Origin of the sequence: Curtobacterium sp. MCLR17_040, assembly GCF_003234735.1 — a bacterium.
Taxonomy (GTDB): domain Bacteria; phylum Actinomycetota; class Actinomycetes; order Actinomycetales; family Microbacteriaceae; genus Curtobacterium; species Curtobacterium flaccumfaciens.
The window spans coordinates 39,488-60,452 of record NZ_QKTE01000016.1; the positions used below are offsets into that span (position 1 = coordinate 39,488).

Sequence of the window (20,965 nt, forward strand, 5' to 3'; positions counted from 1 at the left end):
GCTCAGCTCGCGGGCGACGCCGATCCGCCGGCCATCGTCTCCGTGTCGGTCCCCCGCGCATCGGCGTACCGGTCACGCAGGTCACGGGCCTTCTCGGAGCGGTACCAGTCGAGCCGCGCCCCGGTCTCCACCGTCTGCATCCCGATCACGACCTTGCCGCGGGACTTCATCTCGGCCAGGTCCTCGTAGGCCTCGACGATGTACTCGAACGGGTAGAAGCCCGAGATCAGCACCTGCACGCGACGGTCCTGCACGGCCTTCGCCAGCAGGGTGAGCAGCTCGCGCGTCTCCTCGTCCTCGGCGGGTGCACGGAGGAACCGGACCTCGATGTCCCGGCGCTCCTCGGACGACACGAAGCGCTCCTGGCCGACGCCGAGCCGTTCGGCCAGCAGCTCGGCGTTGCTCTCGCCGTGGTTGTCGATGAACGCGGTGATCGGCCGGCCGTCGGCGATGTCGCGGATACGGTCTTCCTCGCCCTCACCGTAGGCGACGGGCAGCGTGCCGATCTGTCGCAGGTAGTCGTGGTTGCGGGGGCTGCCGAGGGCGATCACGGTCGCGCCGGCGTCGTGCGCCAGCTGGCACTCGATGTGTCCGACGCCACCGGCTGCGGCCGAGATCACGACGGTGTCCTGCGGTCCGAGCCGGAGCGACCGGACGACCGACACCGCGGTGCAGCCCGCCAGGTACAGGCCGCCGGCGACCTCCCACCCGACGTGCTCCGGCTTCTTGATGACGGCGCCGCGCGGCACCGCGATCCAGGTGGCGTGGGCGCCGCCGGTCGGCGCGTGTCCCATCACCTCGTCGCCGATGCGGAGGTCCTTCACGCCGTCGCCCCGCGCGCGCACGATGCCGGCGAAGTCGACGCCCTGGTGTGCGGGGAACTCGAGGTCGACGTGGTCGCGGAGCTTCCCCTCGCGCAGGAACCGCTCGATGTGGTTCAGGCCCGCGGCCACGATCTCGACGACGATCTCGCCCGGTCCGGCCTCGGGCTTCTGCTGGGGGACGAGCTCGACGACGTCGAAGTCGCCGTACCGGTCGTACTGCACTGCACTGCCGACTCGCATGGGTGCTCCTTCGCTCCAGGTGTGCGTCCGTGCTACTCGGTGTTCCCGCACGCAACCCGAAGACGTGGGGTACCGCGGCTGTGGACGTGACCAGACGACGGACTGGAGGCCCGTGGCGGCGCCGCCACGGGCCTCCAGGCCGCCGTCACGCGCGTCCACCGCGCGTGGGGCCCACGCGTGGAGCCGACGCAACCGGGCTCAGTGCTTGCCGGCCGCCGCGATGACGGCGCGGACCGTCTCGGGGTCCAGGCGGAACGCCCGCGGGTCGGCGTCGCCCCGGGGCACGCGGACCGGTGTCGACCAGACCGAGCCGTCCGCGGCGACGTCGACGACGAGCGCGCCGCTGTCGACGACGGCGGATTCCTCGTCGTACGGGCCGACGACGTCGGTGTCGTTCGCGACACCGGGGGCGACGAGGACCGGGACGCCGGCGAGCGACCCGGCGAAGTGGTGGTGGTAGTGGCCGGCGAGGACGACCCGCACGTCGGAACCGCGGATGACGTCGGCGAGCGCCTCGGGGTTCTGCAGGCGGAGGGCTTCGTGCAGCTCGGTCGGGGCGGGCAGCGGTGGGTGGTGCAGGACGACGACGGTGCCGTGCGGGGCGTCGTCCGGGCCGCTGTGGGCGTCTTCGGCGAGGGCCGTGCGCAGGTGCTCGAGCGCCGTGTCGCTGAGCTCGCCGTACCCGGCACCCGGGACGCTCGTGTCGACGGTCACGATCCGTCGACCCGCGACGACCGACTGCCCGGAGACCGGCACCGTCGGCGGCAGGTACTCCAGCGTGTGCAGCAGCGCCGTGCCGCCCTCGCCCAGGACGTGCCCGTTCGCCAGGACCTGCCGGAAGCCCTCGCGCAGGTCGTGGTTGCCGGGCACCGCGACGAGGGCCGCTCCGTGCCGCTCCGCCCAGCCGCCGACGCGGTCCCGCACGATCGCGTAGGACTCGGGGCTGCCGTCCTCGGAGACGTCGCCCGAGACCACCACCAGCCCGATGCCGGGCACCTCGTCGACGTGGGCGAGCAGCCGTTCGAGCGCGGCCGTGGTGTCGACCGCGCCCTGGTGCAGGGCTCCGTCGCCGGTCAGGTGGGTGTCGGAGAGGTGGAGGATGCGGAGGGTCCCGGCTGCTGGCGGCTGCATGCGTCCACGGTAGCCACGGCCCCCGTCAGTCCGGCGCTGCCGCGAGCTGGTCCTCGAGGTTGAAGACCTCGGGCAGCACCCGCGCCGTCTGGTCGGCGCGCCCGGTGGCCCCGGCGAAGAGGTCCTGCATGTGCGCCTCCCACGCCGTGGCCACCTCGGACGCGGCGAGCGCGGCGTCCGCATCGGCCACCGAGTCCGTCTCGTAGTACCCGATGAGCAGTCCGTCGTCGTCGAGGAACAGCGAGTAGTTCCGCCGCCCCGCCGCCGCGATCGCCCGGAGCATCGCCGGCCACACGGCGCCGTGCCGCCCGCGGTAGGCGTCGAGCAGCTCGACCTGCACCTGCAGCCGGAAGCAGACGCGGGTCACCGGCCGGCCTGTTCGCGGCGACGCTGCTCGGCGTCGTGGACGCTGCGCTCGTCGGCGGTGCGGACCGTCCCGGTGACGGTGGTGACGGTGCCGTAGCGCTCGGCCTCGATCGCCTCGAGGGTCTTGCCCTGCGTCCTCGGTGCCCAGATCGTGCCGACCAGGAACGACAGCGCGAGGAGCCCGAGGATCAGGCCGCCGAGGGCCCGCAGCCCGATGTCCGACAGCAGCAGCGGGAACCAGATGCTCAGCAGGCCGACCATGACACGGGCGGCCAGGAACAGCACGCCCTGGGCGCTGGCGCGGTACCGGGTGGCGAAGAGCTCGCTCGTCCACAGGCCGTAGAACGCCTGCGCGCCGATGCCCGACGAGATGCCCCACGCCACGGCGAAGAACAGCAGGGTGCCGAGGTTGGCGGGCGCGTAGATGAGGACGGCCCACGCGATGATCGCCAGCACGGCCCCGGCGGCGTAGAGCGCGCGGCGGCTGACCCGGTCGGCGTACCGCATGAAGCCGAAGTACGTCGCGGCCACGGTGCAGCCCCAGACCAGGATCTGCAGTCCGTACTGCTCGGTGACGCTCGTGACCCCGGTCGCCGCGTACACCCGGGGCTGGAAGATGCCGGCCTGCCCGGCGACGGTGTTCCAGAGCGCGTAGACACCGAACAGGAACAGCATCGCGGTCAGGTTCTTCCGGCGGCTGAACAGCTGCGTGATCCCGTGGAAGAAGTTCGCCGTGCCGGTGGCCGCGCGCTCGTCCTTCCAGATCGCCGACTCGGGCAGCCCGCGGCGGAGCCACCACACGATCGCGGCGACGACGAACAGGTGGGCGAAGATGAGGCGGCTCCCGAGCAGACCGAGCGGGGCGGCGGCGATCGCCAGGGCGAACCCGACCATCGGCCCGATCGACCACGCGAGCTGTGCCGTGCCGACGTGGGCCGCGCGCTTGTCCGCAGGGGCCTGCTCGGCGATGTAGGTCCAGCTCGCCGGCACACCCGCACCGACGGCGATGCCGGTCAGGATGAAGCCGACCAGGAGCATGCCGTAGCTGCCGGCGAACACCGCGAGCAGGATGCCGAGCATGTAGAGGAGCAGGTCGTACGTGTAGATGAACTTCCGGCCGTACCGGTCGCACAGCGGTCCGCCGACGATCGCGCCGAGGGCGGCACCGAAGGCGTTCGCGGACAGGCTCGCGAGCAGGCCGACCTCGAGGTCCCCGATCCGGAACTCCGCCTGCCACAGGCTCAGGCTCGTGGCGATCGCGATGATCGACCCCGACTCGATGTAGTTCGACATGGCCACCGAGACGGTGGCCTTCCAGCCCGTGGTGTTCCGGGCTCCGATGCGGACCGCCATTGGTCCTCCGTTCGCGTGTTCGTCGGTGAATCGTTTCAACGGGACGACGAGGACGATAGCGCTCCGGTGTGCGCGCTGGCAAGGGCGGGTTCGTCGGGCTGGTCCTCGCACCGTGCGCGGGCAGTCGACGCGACCACCCCACGGACGGGAGGCCCGGTACCGGCCCGCCCCGCGCCTCCCGTCCGCGTTTTCCACAGATCACGGCGCGGGCCGACCGCGCGGACCGCGCCGATGCCAGGATGGCCACATGGCGGTCAGTGTGCGAGAGGTGGCAGCGCTCGCGGGCGTGTCCCTCGGCACGGTGTCGAACGTGCTGAACCGCCCCGACAAGGTCGCTCCCGGCACGGTGGAACGCGTGCAGTCGGCGATCGCGACGCTCGGGTTCGTCCGCAACGACTCCGCACGGCAGCTCCGGGCCGGACGCAGCTCCACCGTCGGCCTCATCGTGCTCGACGGCGGCAACCCGTTCTTCACCGACGTCGCCCGGGGTGCCGAGGACGCCGCGATGGACAACGGCCTCGCGGTGCTGATCGGCAACTCCGACGAGTCGACCGACCGTGAACGCACCTACGTCGACCTGTTCGAGGAACGCCGGGTCGCCGGACTCCTGATCTCGCCCGCCGGCGACGACCTGTCCCGCCTCGCGCGGCTGCGTGACCAGGGCACCGCGGTGGTGCTGGTGGACCGTCGCGCCGACGACGAGCACTTCGCCTCGGTCTCCGTCGACGACGTCGCCGGCGGCCGCATCGCGGTCGAGCACCTCGCGGCGATCGGCCGCACCCACATCGCCTTCGTCGGCGGGCCGTTCGGCATCCGCCAGGTCGCCGACCGGCACACCGGGGCACTCGCCGCCGCCCAGGCCGCGGGCATCCGGCTCGAAGCCCTGCCGACCACCTCGCTGTCCGTGCTCGAAGGGCGCCGCATCGGCGAAGCGATCCAGGCCCGCCCGGCCGCCGATCGCCCGGACGCCGTCTTCGCCGCCAACGACCTGCTCGCCGTCGGGCTCGAACAGGCCTTCATCATGCGCGGCACCATCGCGGTGCCCGAGCAGATCGCCATCGTCGGGTACGACGACATCGCATTCGCCGAGTCCGCGGTGGTCCCGCTGACGTCCGTGCGGCAGCCGGCGCAGGACCTCGGGCGCCGCGCGATCGAACTCCTGACGAAGCAGGTCGAGCAGGGGCAGGACATCGACCTCGAGCACGTGGAGTTCACACCGGAGCTCGTGGTGCGGCAGTCCTCCGTCGCCGACGCCTAGGGCCCGGTCCGGACACGGCTCCCCCGCCGCCTACGATCGGAGCATGGTGCATGTCCCCCGGCGCGACGGTCCGCCGAGCGTGCACCACGTCGCAGCCCGAGCCGGCGTCTCGCTCGCCACGGTCTCGAACGTCCTGAACCACCCCGAGCGGGTCGCCGACGCGACCGCCGCACGCGTGCGGGACGCGATCGACGCACTCGGGTACACGCCGAACCGCAACGCCCGGGCCCTGGTGTCCGGCAGCACGCGCGCGATCGGTCTGGTCGTGATGTCACTGCGGAACTCCCTGTTCAGCGACATGGTCAACGGCGCGCAGCTGGCCGCCCGGGAACGCGGCTTCACCCTGCTGATCGCCAGCAGCGAGGACGACCTGCAGGCGCAGGGCGAACACCTCGCCTACCTCGAGAGCGCCCGGGTGTCGGGGATCCTGCTCGCCTCGATGACGGAGTCCCGCGACCAGGTCGAGGCCGCGCGGCGCCACGGCCGACCCGTCGTGTACGTCAACTACGAACCGACCGAGCTCGACGCGTGTGCGGTGGTCGTGGACAACGAGCAGGCCGGGTTCCTGGCGACCGAGCACCTGATCGACCGCGGCTGCCGACGCATCGGGTTCGTGAGCGCCCGTCCGGACCTGCAGCCCGTCGACCGCCGACGGGCCGGCGTGCTGCGGGCCGTCGCGGCGCACCCGGGGGTCGAACTCGTCGACGTCGACGCCGGGGACATCGACCCTCCCGGAGGCACCGACGCCGGGCTCCGCATCGCGCGGATGCCCGCGGACGAACGCCCCGACGGGGTACTGGGTGTGACCGACCTGCTCGCGATGGCCGTCGTCTCCGAACTCCGGGCCGCCGGGATCCGCGTCCCCGAGGACATCCCCGTGTCGGGCTGCGACCACAACTCCGTGGCGTGGGGTGGTGCGGTGCCGCTGACCTCGGTGACGATGCACGGCTCGGAGATGGGTGCGGCTGCGGTGGAACTGCTGCTCGAGGAGCTCACCGACCCGATGCACGTGCACCGGACCGTCGTGCTCGGCAGCGAGCTGGTGCCGCGCGAGAGCACGCTCGGTCGCGAGGGCGCGGCCGCAGCAGCCGCCGCCGCAGCCGTCGCGGGCACGACACCGAGCGACCCGAGGCGTACCGAGGCCTGACCGGCGGCGGACCAACCCGCGAAAGCGACACATCCGCGGGTCGTCGCCGCGTCCGGTCCGCGAGAGCGACAGATCGGCGCGAACGTTCGGCGGCACACTGTCGCTTTCGCGGACAGTGGGCCGCGGACAGTGGGCAGCGGGCTGCGGGCCGCGGGCTGCGGGCAGCGGGCAGCGGGCTGCCGGGCTGGGCCGGCGCGCACGAGGCGATGCGGGCCCGCGGACGCGACCGCGCACCGGACGGGAGGCGCGGGGCGGGGCCGGTACGGGCCTCCCGGCCGGCGGGCGGCGCGACCACCGCACGGTGCAGCACCGCGCGTCGGCTCGGTGCGAGGTTGCGCACTCCGTGCGAGCCCGCGCGCCCGTCACCGAGTGTTGAACCTCGCACCGAACGCCAAACGACGAGCGAGCGAACGAGCTGCGCGTAACGAAATCGGCACAGCGATTGACACGCTTCAATCCTCGTGGTTCCATCCTGATTGAAACGTTCTAAAACGCAGTAACCGGACCCCGCGACGGCGCGGGATCCGGGTCCGTTTCACCCGGGGTACCCCAGCCCCGGGCCTTACGAGGAGGTAAGGAATGTCAGTTCGTTCCGTGACCAAGCGCGCGATCGCCATCGGCGGCGCGACGGTCCTGATCGGCGGGCTCGCAGCGTGCTCGTCCGGCGGCTCCGCCGACGAAGGCGGCGGCAAGGTCGAGATCACCTACCAGGCCGACAACGCCCCGGCCACCGCGGCCACCGCGAAGCCGCTCATCGAGGCCTTCGAGAAGGCCAACCCCGACATCACCGTCAAGTTCGACACCCGACCCCAGGGCACCGACGGCGACAACCTGATCAAGACCCGGCTGTCGACCGGCGAGGCCGCCGACGTCTTCAACTACAACTCCGGCTCGCTCATGCAGGCCCTCAACCCGGACAACACCCTGGTGGACCTGTCCGACGAGAAGTGGGCGAGTGACGTCGACCCGCAGTTCACCAAGGTCGTCAGCACCGACAAGGGCATGTACGGCGCCCCGTTCGGCACGAGCTTCGGCGGCGCGGTGCTCTACAACACGAAGGTCTACGACGACCTCGGCCTCAAGGTCCCGACCACGTGGGACGAGTTCATCAGCAACAGCGAGAAGATCAAGGACGCCGGGGACGTCGCCCCGATCATCCAGACCTACGGCGACACCTGGACCAGCCAGCTCTTCGTCCTCGGCGACTTCGCGAACATCACCGCGCAGGACGACAAGTGGGCGGACGACTACACCGCCAACAAGGAGTCCTACGCCGACGAACCCGCTCTCGCCGGGTTCGAGCACCTCGCCGAGGGCAAGGACAAGGACCTCTACAACGAGGACTACGCCTCGGCCACGCAGGCGAACGGCCTGAAGATGCTGGCCGACGGCACCGGCGCGCAGTACCCGATGCTCACGAACGCGATCTCGGCGATCCAGCAGGACTCCCCCGACGCCGTCGACGAGATCGGCGCGTTCGCCCTGCCGGCCGAGGACGCCGCGGACACGAACCTGACGATCTGGGAGCCGAACGGCCTGTACATCCCGAAGACGACCACGGGCGACAAGCTGGCGGCCGCGAAGAAGTTCGTCGCCTTCGCGAACTCCACCGAGGGCTGCCAGGTGCAGAACGACACCGGCACCCCCGCCGGCCCGTACGTCATCTCGACCTGCTCGCTGCCGGACGACGTGCCCCCGATGATCGACGACCTGCAGCAGTACCTGGACGACGGCAAGGCGAGCCCCGCGCTCGAGTTCCTGTCCCCGATCAAGGGCCCGAACCTCGAGAAGATCTGCGTGCAGGTCGGCTCGGGCATCACCACCGCGAGCAAGGGCGCCGACCAGTACGACGACGACGTCGTCCAGCAGGCACAGCAGCTCGGCATCAAGGGCTGGTGATCGGCGTGACCGCGACCCTCACGACGGCGGTGGCCCCGCCGCAGACACGCAAGGCCGGCCGCCCCGGACCAGCGCGCAAGCGGATGCGCTCGTTCTACCCCGCGTGGTTCTTCATCCCCGCGATCGCGCTGTACGTCGTGTTCTTCGCGGTCCCGACCTTCGCCGGGTTCTACTTCTCGCTCACCCGCTGGACACTGTTCGACCAGACCTTCATCGGCTTCGACAACTTCGTCCGGTTCTTCCAGGACCCGCAGCTCGTCTCCGGGTTCGTGCACACCTTCCAGTACGGCTTCGTGACGAGCGCGGCGAAGGTGGTCCTCGGACTCGCCCTCGCCCTGCTCCTCACGTCGCCCGTGCTGGGGCGCGGCTACCTGCGGGCGGTCGTGTTCTTCCCGGTGCTCGTGTCGACCATCGGCATCGGCATCACGTTCAAGGCGCTGATGGACCCGTTCCACGGGATCATCAACGGCGTGCTGGGTTCGGTCGGCCTGCCCACCCCCGGGTGGCTGACCGACCCGGCGCTCGCCCTGTGGAGCGTCGCAGCGGTGGACGTCTGGAAGGGCGTCGGCATCGCGACGCTCATCTTCATCGCCGGCATCGTGGCGATCCCGCAGGAGTACTTCGAGGCGGCACGGGTCGACGGCGCGAGCGCGTGGTCGATCTTCCGGAACATCACGTTGCCGCTGTCCCGCCCCGCGATGGGCACCGTCATCATCCTGTCGCTCATCGGCGGCCTGCGGTCGTTCGACCTGATCTGGGCGATGACCGGCGGCGGGCCGGGGTTCACGAGCGACGTGATCGCGAGCGTGATCTACAAGCAGTACCAGGCCGGGTTCTACGGCCTGTCCACCGCCGGCAACGTGGTCCTGTTCGTCGTCGTCACCGCGATCATGGTGCCGATCTCGTGGCTCCTCAACCGCAAGGAGGCAGAGCTGTGACCACGCTCGCCAGCCCCCGCGTCAGCACCCCGACGCGGTCCCGCCACCCCGGCCGCGCCCGCCGGTGGATCATCGGCTCGATCGCCATCGTCGTCAGCTTCGTCGTCTTCCTGGTGCCGTTCGTCTTCGTCCTGCTCCAGGCGGCGAAGAACCCGGCCGAGGCGAACCAGCTCGGCTTCAGCCTGCCGACCGACTGGCAGCTGTGGCAGAACCTGCAGGCGGTGTTCCAGAGCGGCGACGGCGGAATCCTCCGCGCGTTCTGGAACAGCGCCCTGCTCACCGTCGGCAGCGTCACCGTCATGGTCGTGTTCTCCGCGATGGTCGGGTACGTCCTGCAGCGGCGGCCGAGCCGGTGGAACGCCCTGATCAACTTCTTCGTGCTGGCGGGGCTCATCGTGCCGCCGGCGATCGTGCCGACCATCTGGGTGCTGCAGGGGCTCAACCTGTTCAAGACCATGGGCGGGATGATCCTCATCGAGGCGACCTTCGGCCTGTCGTTCTGCATCCTGCTGTTCCGGGCGTTCGTCGCGACGATCCCGAAGGAACTCGACGAGGCGGCCGTGCTCGACGGTGCCGGCCCGATCCGCCTGTTCTTCGGGGTGGTGCTGCCGCTGCTCAAGCCGGTGATCATCACGGTCGTGCTCGTGCAGTCGGTGACGGTCTTCAACGACTTCACCAACCCGCTGTACTTCCTGCCGGGGTCCGAGAACGCGACGGTGCAGCAGACGCTCTACGCGTTCCAGAGCCAGTCGGTCAGCCAGCTGAACCTGCTGTTCACCGACGTGCTGCTCATCACGATCCCGCCGCTGATCCTCTACGTCTTCTTCAACCGTCAGATCGTCGCCGGCATGACCAGCGGCGCCGTAAAGGGCTGACCGCCCACCCCGGCCTGGAGGCGCGACCCGCCTCCGCCACACCGCCCACCCGGGCGGACGGTCGGGCCCACGACCCCCGCACCGGTCGACGACGACCGGTCGCGTGAAAGGACCACCACATGACCACCTGGACCGCACCGTTCATCGCGGCCGACACGGACCTCGGCAGCGCTCCGATCCTGCGTCGGGAGTTCACCCTCGACGACGGCCACGGTGCCGTCACCGCCGCCACCCTCGACGTCAGCGCCCTCGGCGTCGTCGAGGCCTGGCTCGGCGGGCAGCGCGTCTCCGACCACCTGCTCGAACCGGGGTGGACGAGCTACGAGTGGCGCATCCGCGTCGTCTCGCACGACGTCACCGAGCACCTGACGGACACGGTCCCCGGGCAGCCGGCGGTCCTCGCGCTCGTCGTCGGCAACGGCTGGGCCGCCGGACGCCTGGCCTGGGGCGGCGGCGGTGGCTGGTACACCGACGAGCGCGCCGGGTTCGCCGAACTCCGGATCACCTTCGCCGACGGGCACGAGCAGCACGTCACGACCGACACCGACTGGCAGGCCCTGTCGAGCGCGATCACCGCCGACCAGCTCTACGACGGGCAGGACATCGACGCCCGACTCCGCGACGGCTCGTTCCTGACGCCCGGCGAGGTCACCGTGCCCAGCGTCGACGGGCACCAGGGACGGACGAGCACGGTGCACACGGTCGACATCGGCGAGCGCGAACTCGTCGCCGACACGGTGCCGCCGGTGCGCCCGCTGGCCGAGATCGCCCCGGTGGCGATCTGGACGAGCCCGTCGGGAGCGACCCTGCTCGACTTCGGCGTGAACCTGGTCGGGTGGCTCCGCGTCACCGCGACCGGCCCGGCCGGCACCGTGCTCACCCTGCAGCACGCCGAGGTGCTCGAGCACGACGAGCTCGGCACCCGCCCCTTGCGCACCGCGAAGGCGACGGACCACTTCACCCTGCGCGGTGACGACGAGCCCGAGACGTTCGAGCCCCGGTTCACGTTCCACGGGTTCCGGTACGCGCAGGTCGACGGCTGGCCGGGCACGCACGACGAACTCCGCGCAGCGGTCACCGCCGTGCAGGTCGGGTCGGACCTCACCCGCACCGGCACGTTCGCGTCGAGTCACGAGCTGCTGAACACCTTCCACGACAACGTCGTCCGGGGCATGCAGGGCAATTTCCTGAGCGTGCCGACGGACTGCCCGCAGCGCGACGAGCGACTCGGCTGGACGGGCGACATCGCCGCGTTCGCCCCGACGGCCTCGTACCTGTTCGACACCCGGACGTTCCTGGCCGACTGGCTGCGCGACGTCTGGCTCGAGCAGCAGCACGCCGACGGGGTCATCCCGTTCGTGGTGCCGGACGTGCTGAAGTACTCCCCCGCCGAGGACTTCGGTACGCCCGATGCGACCGCCGTCTGGTCGGACGCCGGGGTCTGGGTGCCGTGGACCCTGTACCAGGCGTACGGCGACACCGCGGTGCTCGAGGAGCAGTTCGACTCGATGGCCGCACACCTGCGCCGGGTCCGTGACCACCTGTCCCCGGAGGACCTGTGGGACACCGTGTTCCAGTTCGGCGACTGGCTCGACCCGGATGCCCCGCCCGAGGCCCCGGCCGACGCGAAGGCCGACAAGGGCGTCGTCGCGACGATCTGCGCCTACCGGTCCGCGACGATCGTGGCGGACGCGGCGGAGCTGTTGGGCGGTCACGAGGCGGAAGCAGCGGAGTTCCGGGAACTCGCCACGCGCCTCCAGGCCGGGTTCCGCACCCACTACCTGCAGGACGACGGGCGGATCCTGTCGGACGCGACCACGGTGTACACACTGGCGATCGTGTTCGGGATCCTGTCCGAGCAGGAGCAGGCCGTGGCCGGCGAGCGTCTCGCCGAGCTGGTCGAGGCGTCCGGCTACCGGATCTCGACGGGCTTCGCGGGAACGCCCTTCATCACAGACGCGCTGACGCAGACCGGCCACCTGGAGGACGCCTACCGGCTGCTGCTGCAGACGGAGTGCCCGTCGTGGCTGTACCCGGTGACGATGGGCGCGACGACGGTGTGGGAGCGCTGGGACTCGATGCTGCCGGACGGCACGATCAACCCGGGTGAGATGACCTCGTTCAACCACTACGCACTCGGTGCCGTGGCGGACTGGATGCACCGGGTGGTGGGTGGTCTGTCGCCGCTGTCGCCGGGGTACGAGTCCGTGCTCATCGCGCCGCAGCCGGGCGGTGGGCTGACGTGGGCGGAGACCTCGCTCGACACCGTGCACGGGCACGTCGCAGTGCGGTGGGAGCTCGTCGACGGGGAGTTGCGCGTCCGGGCGACCGTGCCCGAGGGCGTGACCGCGGTGGTGCGCTTGCCGGGTGCCCCCGAGCAGCGGCTCGGCGGCGGAACGCACGCCCTCCGCGCACCCGCCGCGGTCCCCGCCGCGTAGGGGTCTGCCGGAACCAGGTTCCGGACACAACACCGCGGAAGTGCGTGGTGCTGTGTCCGGAACCTGGTTCCCCGCCCCGCCCACAGCACCCGCGGCACCACGGTTGCGGCAGACCGCCGCGCGCCGTACTGTATGAAACGATTCAATCGCACACGAGGAAGTGACACGATGACATCGACCCCGAGCTTCGCCGGCATCGCCAACCAGCTGGCACGACAGCAGATCGAGCTGCCCAGCTGGGCCTTCGGCAACTCCGGCACCCGCTTCAAGGTGTTCAGCACGCCGGGCACCCCGCGCGACCCGTACGAGAAGATCGCCGACGCCGCCCAGGTGCAGGAGTACACCGGCCTGGCGCCCACCGTCGCACTGCACATCCCGTGGGACCTGGTGGACGACTTCGCCGACCTCAAGCGCCACGCCGAGGAGCACGGGGTGTCGCTCGGCACCGTCAACTCGAACACGTTCCAGGACGACGACTACAAGTTCGGCGCCCTGACCCACGTCGACGAGACGATCCGGCAGAAGGCGATCGACCACCACCTGCGCTGCATCGACGTGATGGACGCCACCGGGAGCCGCGACCTGAAGATCTGGCTCGCCGAGGGCTCGAACTACCCGGGGCAGGAGGACATGCGCTCCCGCCAGGACCGTCTGCACGAGTCGCTCAGCACGATCTACGACCGCCTCGGTGCCGACCAGCGGCTCGTGCTCGAGTACAAGTTCTTCGAGCCGTCGTTCTACCACACGGACGTTCCCGACTGGGGTACCAGCTACGTGCAGACGGCGGCACTCGGGCCGAAAGCGATGGTCTGCCTCGACACCGGCCACCACGCCCCCGGCACGAACATCGAGTTCATCGTGATGCAGCTCCTGCGCCTCGGCAAGCTCGGTTCCTTCGACTTCAACTCGCGCTTCTACGCCGACGACGACCTGATCGTGGGGGCAGCGGACCCGTTCCAGCTGTTCCGGATCCTGGTCGAGGTCATCCGCGGCGGCGGGTACGACAACCCCGACGTCGCGTTCATGCTCGACCAGTGCCACAACATCGAGGACAAGATCCCCGGCCAGATCCGCTCGGTGCTCAACGTGCAGGAGATGACGGCCCGCGCACTGCTCCTCGACCGCGTCGCACTGACCGCCGCGCAAGAGGCCCACGACGTCCTCGGTGCCAACGAGGTCTTCATGGACGCATACCAGACCGACGTCCGGAAGGACCTGGCCGAGTGGCGCGAGTCCCGCGGGCTGCCGGCGAACCCGATGCGCGCGTACCTGGATTCGGGCTACCAGCAGTCCATCGCCGAGGACCGCGTCGGCGGCGTCCAGGCCGGCTGGGGCGCGTAGGAACATGACGAACACAGTGGAGGCACGGGTGGACCCCGCAATGCACGGCACCGACGCAGACACCACGATCCGGGCGCTGGTCGCGCGCTCGAACGCGCTCGGCTCGGATCCGCGGATCACGAACTACGCGGGCGGGAACACCTCCGCCAAGGGCACCGACACCGACCCCGTCACGGGCGAACCGGTCGAGCTGCTCTGGGTGAAGGGCTCCGGGGGCGACCTCGGCACCCTCACCCCGGCGGGCCTCGCGGTCCTGCGCGTCGACCGCGTCCGTGCCCTCCAGGACGTCTACCCCGGGGTGGAGCGCGAGGACGAGATGGTCGCCGCGTTCGACTACACGCTGCACGGCAAAGGTGGTGCAGCGCCGTCGATCGACACCGCCATGCACGCCCTCGTCGACGCCGCCCACGTCGACCACCTGCACCCCGACGCCGGCATCGCGATCGCCACGGCAGCGGACGGTCCGGCCCTGACCGAGCGCATCTTCGGCGACCGGGTCGTCTGGGTGCCGTGGCGCCGGCCCGGGTTCCAGCTCGGGCTCGACATCGCAGGCGTCAAGCGTGACCACCCGCAGGCGATCGGCACGATCCTGGGCGGCCACGGGATCACCGCGTGGGGGGACACGAGCGACGAGGCCGAAGCGAACTCCCGCTGGATCATCGACACCGCCGAGCAGTACCTCGCGGAACACGGCACGGCGGACCCCTTCGGCGGCCTCCGAGCTGGGTTCGACGCACTGCCGACCGACGAACGTCGCGCACGCGCCGCAGCCCTCGCCCCGACGATCCGCGGCATCGCCGGGCACGACAAGCCGGTCGTCGGGCACTTCACCGACTCGGCCGTCGTGCTCGAGTTCCTGGCGAGCGAGCGCGCCGAAGCACTCGCGGCCCTCGGCACCAGCTGCCCGGACCACTTCCTGCGCACCAAGGTCAAGCCGCTCGTCCTCGACCTGCCGGCCTCGTCGAGCGTCGACGAGCAGACCGCCCGCCTGCACGAACTGCACGAGCAGTACCGCGCGGACTACCAGGCGTACTACGACCGGCACGCGACGCCGGACTCCCCCGCGATCCGCGGCGCCGACCCGCTCATCGTGCTGGTGCCCGGTGTCGGGATGTTCTCGTACGGCAAGGACGCCCAGACCGCCCGCGTCGCCGGCGAGTTCTACGTGAACGCGATCAACGTGATGCGCGGTGCCGAGTCCGTCAGCACCTACGCCCCCATCGACGAGGCCGAGAAGTTCCGGATCGAGTACTGGGCACTCGAAGAGGCGAAGCTGCAGCGGATGCCCGCACCCAGGAAGCTCGCGACGCGCATCGCCCTGGTCACCGGAGCCGCATCGGGCATCGGCAAGGCGATCGCGAAGCGCCTGGCGGCCGAGGGCGCCGCCGTCGTCATCGCCGACCTCGACCTGGCGAAGGCACAGGAGACCGCCGCCGAGATCGGCGGCCTCGACCAAGCCATCGGCGTCGCCGCAAACGTGACGGACGCCGCCGCGATCGACCAGGCGATCCAGCAGACGCTGCTGCACTTCGGCGGCCTCGACCTCGTCGTGAACAACGCGGGTCTTTCGCTGTCCAAGAGCCTGCTCGAGACCACCGAGCAGGACTGGGACCTGCAGCACGACGTGATGGCGAAGGGGTCGTTCCTGGTGTCGAAGGCCGCGGCGAAGGTGCTCATCGAGCAGGGCCTGGGCGGCGACATCGTCTACATCTCGTCGAAGAACTCGGTGTTCGCCGGGCCGAACAACATCGCGTACTCCGCCACGAAGGCCGACCAGGCCCACCAGGTGCGGCTGCTCGCGGCCGAGCTCGGGGAGCACGGCGTCCGCGTGAACGGCATCAACCCCGACGGCGTCGTGCGCGGCTCCGGCATCTTCGCGAGCGGCTGGGGCGCCAACCGCGCCAAGACGTACGGCATCGAGGAGCAGGACCTCGGCAAGTTCTACGCGCAGCGCACGATCCTCAAGCGCGAGGTCGTGCCCGAGAACGTCGCGAACGCCGTCTACGCCATCTGCACCGACGACTTCTCGCACACCACCGGCCTGCACGTGCCCGTCGACGCCGGCGTCGCCGCGGCCTTCCTGCGGTAGCGACGACCGACGACCAACGAGCGACGACCAACGAACCGAGCAGGAGCACGGCATGCACACCAGCGGCAGCGTCGCCGCGGTCGACCTCGGGGCCACCAGCGGCCGGGTGATCGTCGGCCACGTCGACCCCGACGGGGTCCGGATGGACCACGTCGCCCGGTTCCCGAACGGCCCCGTCACCCTGCACGAGGGCGACGCCGACACCGGCCGCGACTCCCTGCACTGGGACGTCGTCGAGCTGTACCGACAGGTGACCGAGGGGCTGCGGCGTGCGTTCGCCGAGCACCCCGCGATCGCCAGCATCGGCATCGACTCGTGGGCGGTCGACTACGGCCTGCTCCGCGACGGCCGACTGCTCGGGCTGCCGTCGCACTACCGCGACGACCGGCACCAGGGCGGTGTCGTCCCCGTGCACGACCGGATGTCCGCCACCGAGCTGTACGCCCGGAACGGCCTGCAGCACCTGCCGTTCAACACCCTGTTCCAGTGGGCTGCCGACCCGTCACTGCAGCTCGCGCAGCGTGCGCTGCTGGTCCCCGACCTGCTCGGGTACTGGCTGACGGGGGTCGAGGCGGCCGAGCGCACGAACGCCTCGACGACCGGGGCACTGAACGCGACCACCCGTGGGTGGGACCCCGCGATGCGGGCTGCTGCGGGCCTCCCGGCCGGGCTGCTGCCCACGCTGCGTGACCCGGGCGACCGACTGGGCCCCCTGCTGCCGTCCGTCGCCGAGCTCGTCGGCGGGCAGGCCGACGTGACCCTGGTCGGCTCGCACGACACGGCGAGCGCCGTCGTCGCGGTCCCCGCGACGGAGCCGGACTTCGCCTACATCTCGTCGGGCACGTGGTCGCTCGTCGGCGTCGAGCTCGACGCGCCCGTCCTGTCGGACGCGGCACGACGCGCGAACTGCACGAACGAGGGCGGTGTCGACGGCCGCGTCCGGTTCCTGAAGAACGTGTCCGGACTGTGGCTGCTGTCGGAGAGCGTCCGCGCCTGGGAGCGCGGTGGCGACCACGTCGACCTGGAGGCCCTGCTCGCCTCCGCCGCGGCCGTCACCGCCCCGGTCCCCGTCTTCGACCCCGCGGACGAGTCGTTCACGGCACCCGGCGACATGCCGGCGCGGATCGCCGCGTGGTGCGCGGCGCACGGGCTGAGCGCCCCCGCCTCGCGGGCGGAGTTCGTCCGGAGCATCCTCGAGTCACTCGCGACGGCGTACGCCGAGACCCTGCGCACCATCGCCGACGTGACCGGCAAGGCCATCCGGGTCGTGCACGTCGTGGGCGGCGGCTCGCAGAACCGGCTGCTCTGCCAGCTGACCGCGGACCGCACCGGCCTGCCGGTCGTGGCCGGACCGGTCGAGGCGACCGCACTCGGCAACGTGCTGGTGCAGGCGCGCGCCGCTGGACTCGCGGGCCTCGGAGGGGCTTCACTGGAGGCACTCCGCAGCATCGTCGCACGGAGCGTCGAGCCCGTGCGGTACACCCCGTCGGCGTCGTCGCGCGCCGATCCCGATCGATCCCCCGTCAGGAGCCACGCATGACCACGACCGACGACCAGCACCGGATCGACCCTGCGACCGGGGCACCGGCGCCCGCGATTGGCTCCGCGTCCGCCGCTCGCACGCGGGTCAAGCGGCAGCTGCCGACTGTGCGGGACCTCGCGCCGCTCATGCAGTTCAAGAAGCCTTCGCTGCCGGGTCGACGGCAGCGCCTCGAACAGGCCTTGACGATCTGGGACCTGCGGGAGATCGCCGCCCGCCGCACCCCGAAGGCCGCGTTCGACTACACCGAGGGCGCGGCCGAGGCGGAGATCTCACTGGCCCGCGCGCGGCAGGCGTTCGAGGACATCGAGTTCACCCCGGCGATCCTGCGGGACGTGTCGCGGGTGGACACCTCGCGCCAGGTGCTCGGGGCGCCGGTGTCGTACCCGTTCGGCATCGCGCCGACGGGCTTCACGCGGATGATGCAGACCGAGGGCGAGCGGGCCGGTGCCCGGGCCGCCGGACGTGCCGGTATCCCGTTCTCGCTCTCCACGATGGGCACCACCGCGATCGAGGACGTCCGCGACGCCAACCCGCACGGGCGCAACTGGTTCCAGCTGTACATGTGGAAGGACCGCGAGAAGTCGATGGCGCTGGTCTCCCGCGCCCAACAGGCAGGCTTCGACACCCTGCTCGTCACCGTGGACGTCCCCGTCGCGGGTGCGCGGCTGCGGGACAAGCGGAACGGGTTCTCGATCCCGCCGCAGCTGAGTGCTCGGACCGTGGTGAACGCGATCCCGCGGCCGTGGTGGTGGTTCGACTTCCTGACCACCGAACCGCTGGCGTTCGCGTCGCTCGACCGCTGGTCCGGCACCGTCGGCGAGCTGCTCGACCACATGTTCGACCCGACCGTCACCTACGAGGACCTCGCCTGGATCCGTGACCAGTGGCAGGGCAAGATCGTCGTGAAGGGCGTGCAGTCCCTGGCGGACGCCAAGCGCCTGGCCGACCTGGGTGTCGACGGCATCACGCTGTCGAACCACGGCGGCCGGCAGCTCGACCGCGCCCCCGTCCCCTTCCACCTGCTGCCCTCCGTGGTCAAGGAGGTCGGGAAGGACACCGAGGTGCACCTCGACACGGGCATCATGTCCGGCGCCGACATCGTCGCCGCAGTCGCCCTCGGCGCGACGTTCACGATGGTCGGCCGTGCCTACCTGTACGGGCTGATGGCCGGAGGCGAGGCCGGGGTGGACCGGATGATCCAGATCCTGTCCGAGCAGATCGAGCGGACCATGCGGCTGCTCGGGGTGGCCTCGCTCGACGAGCTCGAGCCGGGGCACGTGACGCAACTGCAGCGGTTGCAGCCGATCCCCCGGGTGAGCGGTCGGCTCGCCGCGCGTTGCATGGTGCACGTTCGGACGGCGGACACCGGGCGTTCGTCGGTCGATTTCCGTGACGCCCCCCGAACGGGTCACAAATGATGCAAGATGTCCGTGGACGTGTCAACGAAACCCTCGGCATCCGGCCGGCTGATGCGTCCGTCCCTCCCCGCATCCTGCGCCCGAGCATCCACGAGGAGCCCGACATCTCGACCCGAAGCACGTGCACGCCCTCGCGCGGCACGACCTCACGCACCACGCCCACACCCCCGGTCACCCGAGGGGGCACCCGATGATCCGCCACCGCGCGATCCTGGCGGTCGCGACCGCCGGCGCCCTGGTCCTCGGTGTCCCCACCGCCGCCTCCGCCCGCACCTGGTGGGGCTGGGACGGCGAGCGCCGCTGGCACAACGCCCCGGTGAACCCCACCCCGACGCCGGCCCCGGACGAGACGGAGACCCCGGCCCCCACCGACGAGTGGGCCCCGGACACGGAGCCCGAGCAGGACTCCGCGCCGATCGAGGACTCCGCCCCCGTGGCCGAGCCCGCGCCCGACGCAGAGGCCGAGCCCGAGTCCGAGGTCGCGCCGGAAGCGGCACCCGAGGCTGAGGCCTCCCCCGCGGACCTGTCCGCGATCGCACCGGACGCCTCGTTCGTCGAGGACTTCAGCACGAACGCCGTCACCGGCCTCGTCCAGTCCCTGTACCCGCAGTCGTGGCAGCCATACCCCGACGGCACCTCGGGCATCTACGCGCCGAGCAAGACCGTGTCGGTGCACGACGGCATGATGGACGTCGCCCTCGGCACCGGTGCCGGAGCAGCCGGCACCTTCGGCTCCTCCGCCGGCGCCTGGGACCACGTCGGTGGTTCGTTCTCGGTCCGCGCGAAGGCGACCGGCGGCGACGGCAACGGCGCGGCCTTCATGCTGTGGCCGACGTCGAACGTGTGGGCGGACGGCGAGATCGACTTCCCCGAGGGCAACTTCGAGGACAGCCCCTCGGTGTTCCACCACTCGATGACCCCGGGCAAGGAAGCCGAGCGCGTCCAGCTCGGCACCGGCGTCTCGTGGCGCGACTGGCACACCTACAAGGTCGACTGGGTCCCCGGTGAGTCCGTGACCTACAGCGTCGACGGCAAGGTCCTCGGCACGATCACGCACGACGTGCCGACGACCCCGCACCGCTTCATGTTCCAGGTCGGCAACTGGGGCGAGCAGGGCAACCTGCTCATCGACTGGGTCTCGACGACCGAGTAGCGTCCGCAGGTCCGCACCACGGACGGACGGGAGGCCCGGTGCCAGCTGGCACCGGGCCTCCCGTCCGTCCGTGTGGTCGCGTTCAGGGCGTCGCGCGCCGCTCAGAAGAGCGCGTTCAGGTCCGCGTAGTCCACCCCGCCCGCCAGCGAGTCGTAGGTGCCGGTGGTCCGCAGCTCGGCCGTGGCCTGCCGAACGACGGCGTACGCGGCCTGCGCGACGGCGGAACCGAGACTGATGCGGGCCACCCCGAGCCGGGCGAGTTCCGCCACGGTCGGCGACCCCGGACCGGCCATCACGTTCACCGGGCCGTCGATCGACTCCACCAGCGCACGGATGGTCTCGACGTCTCGGACTCCCGGGACGAACACGCCGTCCGCGCCGGCTCCGCGGTAGCGACGAGCACGCTCGAGCGTCTCGGCCAGGAGTCGTTCGGGATCGACGAGACCGGCGAGGTGGACGTCGGTCCGTGCGTTGACGAACAGGCGCACCCCGGCTCGTTCCGCCGCGCGCCGGGCCGCCCCGATCCGGTCGGCGAGCGCATCCGGATGCAACCTGCCGTCCTCGATGTTGATCCCGACGGCGCCCGCTTCGAGCACCGCGTCCACCGTGCGCGCCACGCCGTCCGCGTCGTCGGCGTACCCGGACTCGATGTCGACGGTGACCGGCACCGACACCGAAGCCGCGATCCGCGCGACCGCGTCCATCGCTTCCGCGCGGGTCAGGGTGTTCCCGTCCGGTCGCCCGAGGGACCAGGCGACGCCCGCACTGGTCGTGGCGATCGCGGTCGCGCCGGCGTCCTCGACGAGTCGGGCGCTCGCGGCGTCCCAGACGTTGACGAGGACGAGTGGCCGGGATCGGTGGTCGTGGAGGCCGTGGAAGGTCGCGGCTCTGGTCGAAGTGGTGTTCACCCTTCGATCCCAGCGGTCCGAGCGCGGACGAGCTGGCGGGTTCC

General features: G+C 71.2%; 16 protein-coding genes. 11 read left to right on the forward strand and 5 right to left on the reverse strand.

Translation table 11 applies throughout. The features are described from left to right. Positions 1-2: 2 nt before the first annotated feature. From DEJ01_RS13455 to DEJ01_RS13470, 4 genes are all read right to left on the reverse strand, one after another. Positions 3-1,064, reverse strand: a complete 1,062-nt coding sequence (locus DEJ01_RS13455) for an NADP-dependent oxidoreductase (protein WP_051596869.1) — start codon at positions 1,062-1,064, stop codon at positions 3-5. Between the two features lie 198 nt (positions 1,065-1,262). Next, complete coding sequence (locus DEJ01_RS13460; RefSeq protein ID WP_111093291.1) at positions 1,263-2,195, reverse strand: metallophosphoesterase; 933 nt, start codon at positions 2,193-2,195, stop codon at positions 1,263-1,265. A gap of 25 nt (positions 2,196-2,220) precedes the next feature. Then, positions 2,221-2,562 carry an L-rhamnose mutarotase gene (locus DEJ01_RS13465; RefSeq protein WP_111093292.1) on the reverse strand — a complete coding sequence of 114 codons (342 nt, stop codon included), beginning with the start codon at positions 2,560-2,562 and terminating at the stop codon, positions 2,221-2,223. Then, on the reverse strand, positions 2,559-3,914 hold the full coding sequence (locus tag DEJ01_RS13470) for an MFS transporter (protein ID WP_220034902.1): 1,356 nt from the start codon (positions 3,912-3,914) through the stop codon (positions 2,559-2,561). The genes DEJ01_RS13465 and DEJ01_RS13470 overlap by 4 nt, the downstream gene beginning before the upstream one ends. A 247-nt stretch (positions 3,915-4,161) precedes the next feature. On the opposite strand from DEJ01_RS13470, the gene DEJ01_RS13475 reads away from it, so the two are divergent. The 11 genes from DEJ01_RS13475 to DEJ01_RS18460 all read left to right on the forward strand — a co-directional run bounded on the left by DEJ01_RS13475 (position 4,162) and on the right by DEJ01_RS18460 (position 20,013). Then, on the forward strand, positions 4,162-5,172 hold the full coding sequence (locus DEJ01_RS13475) for a LacI family DNA-binding transcriptional regulator (protein WP_111093293.1): 1,011 nt from the start codon (positions 4,162-4,164) through the stop codon (positions 5,170-5,172). A 43-nt stretch (positions 5,173-5,215) separates the two neighbouring features. Next, the gene (locus DEJ01_RS13480; RefSeq protein ID WP_111093294.1) at positions 5,216-6,319 is read left to right on the forward strand and encodes a LacI family DNA-binding transcriptional regulator; all 1,104 of its coding nucleotides are present in this window, start codon (positions 5,216-5,218) and stop codon (positions 6,317-6,319) included. Between the two features lie 579 nt (positions 6,320-6,898). Further along, a complete protein-coding gene (locus tag DEJ01_RS13485) occupies positions 6,899-8,218 on the forward strand; it encodes an ABC transporter substrate-binding protein (RefSeq protein WP_111093295.1) in 1,320 nt (439 codons plus the stop codon). A 5-nt stretch (positions 8,219-8,223) separates the two neighbouring features. After that, a complete protein-coding gene (locus DEJ01_RS13490; protein WP_241660435.1) occupies positions 8,224-9,156 on the forward strand; it encodes a carbohydrate ABC transporter permease in 933 nt (310 codons plus the stop codon). Then, on the forward strand, positions 9,153-10,031 hold the full coding sequence (locus DEJ01_RS13495) for a carbohydrate ABC transporter permease (RefSeq protein ID WP_111093296.1): 879 nt from the start codon (positions 9,153-9,155) through the stop codon (positions 10,029-10,031). The genes DEJ01_RS13490 and DEJ01_RS13495 overlap by 4 nt, the downstream gene beginning before the upstream one ends. A 119-nt stretch (positions 10,032-10,150) precedes the next feature. Then, a complete protein-coding gene (locus DEJ01_RS13500) occupies positions 10,151-12,469 on the forward strand; it encodes a family 78 glycoside hydrolase catalytic domain (protein WP_111093297.1) in 2,319 nt (772 codons plus the stop codon). Positions 12,470-12,637: 168 nt separating this feature from the next. Continuing rightward, positions 12,638-13,810 (forward strand): L-rhamnose isomerase, encoded by a 1,173-nt coding sequence (gene rhaI, locus DEJ01_RS13505; RefSeq protein WP_111093298.1) that lies wholly within the window; start codon positions 12,638-12,640, stop codon positions 13,808-13,810. A gap of 40 nt (positions 13,811-13,850) precedes the next feature. Beyond that, entirely contained in the window at positions 13,851-15,899 is a 2,049-nt protein-coding gene (locus DEJ01_RS13510) for a bifunctional aldolase/short-chain dehydrogenase (protein WP_111093299.1), read from the forward strand. Positions 15,900-15,951: 52 nt separating this feature from the next. Beyond that, entirely contained in the window at positions 15,952-17,439 is a 1,488-nt protein-coding gene (locus DEJ01_RS13515; RefSeq protein WP_111093300.1) for a rhamnulokinase family protein, read from the forward strand. Next, complete coding sequence (locus DEJ01_RS13520) at positions 17,436-18,860, forward strand: alpha-hydroxy acid oxidase (protein ID WP_181438453.1); 1,425 nt, start codon at positions 17,436-17,438, stop codon at positions 18,858-18,860. Before DEJ01_RS13515 ends, DEJ01_RS13520 begins: the two co-directional genes overlap by 4 nt. 190 nt (positions 18,861-19,050) lie before the next feature. After that, positions 19,051-20,013, forward strand: coding sequence for a family 16 glycosylhydrolase (locus DEJ01_RS18460; RefSeq protein ID WP_258375722.1), 963 nt, complete (start codon positions 19,051-19,053; stop codon positions 20,011-20,013). Positions 20,014-20,114: 101 nt separating this feature from the next. Here the strand turns inward: DEJ01_RS18460 and DEJ01_RS13530 are convergent, their stop codons facing one another. Beyond that, positions 20,115-20,921: an isocitrate lyase/phosphoenolpyruvate mutase family protein gene (locus tag DEJ01_RS13530; protein WP_111093301.1), complete on the reverse strand. Its 807-nt coding sequence runs from the start codon at positions 20,919-20,921 to the stop codon at positions 20,115-20,117. Between the last annotated feature and the right edge of the window lie 44 nt (positions 20,922-20,965).

Coding starts and splice junctions, on each gene's coding strand:
- DEJ01_RS13520 (WP_181438453.1), top strand. CDS start 17,436: ATGACCACGACCGACGACCAGCACCGGATCGACCCTGCGACCGGGGCA.
- DEJ01_RS13470 (WP_220034902.1), bottom strand. CDS start 3,914: ATGGCGGTCCGCATCGGAGCCCGGAACACCACGGGCTGGAAGGCCACC.
- DEJ01_RS13510 (WP_111093299.1), top strand. CDS start 13,851: ATGCACGGCACCGACGCAGACACCACGATCCGGGCGCTGGTCGCGCGC.
- DEJ01_RS13475 (WP_111093293.1), top strand. CDS start 4,162: ATGGCGGTCAGTGTGCGAGAGGTGGCAGCGCTCGCGGGCGTGTCCCTC.
- DEJ01_RS13480 (WP_111093294.1), top strand. CDS start 5,216: ATGGTGCATGTCCCCCGGCGCGACGGTCCGCCGAGCGTGCACCACGTC.
- rhaI (WP_111093298.1), top strand. CDS start 12,638: ATGACATCGACCCCGAGCTTCGCCGGCATCGCCAACCAGCTGGCACGA.
- DEJ01_RS13485 (WP_111093295.1), top strand. CDS start 6,899: ATGTCAGTTCGTTCCGTGACCAAGCGCGCGATCGCCATCGGCGGCGCG.
- DEJ01_RS13500 (WP_111093297.1), top strand. CDS start 10,151: ATGACCACCTGGACCGCACCGTTCATCGCGGCCGACACGGACCTCGGC.
- DEJ01_RS13455 (WP_051596869.1), bottom strand. CDS start 1,064: ATGCGAGTCGGCAGTGCAGTGCAGTACGACCGGTACGGCGACTTCGAC.
- DEJ01_RS13460 (WP_111093291.1), bottom strand. CDS start 2,195: ATGCAGCCGCCAGCAGCCGGGACCCTCCGCATCCTCCACCTCTCCGAC.
- DEJ01_RS13515 (WP_111093300.1), top strand. CDS start 15,952: ATGCACACCAGCGGCAGCGTCGCCGCGGTCGACCTCGGGGCCACCAGC.
- DEJ01_RS18460 (WP_258375722.1), top strand. CDS start 19,051: ATGATCCGCCACCGCGCGATCCTGGCGGTCGCGACCGCCGGCGCCCTG.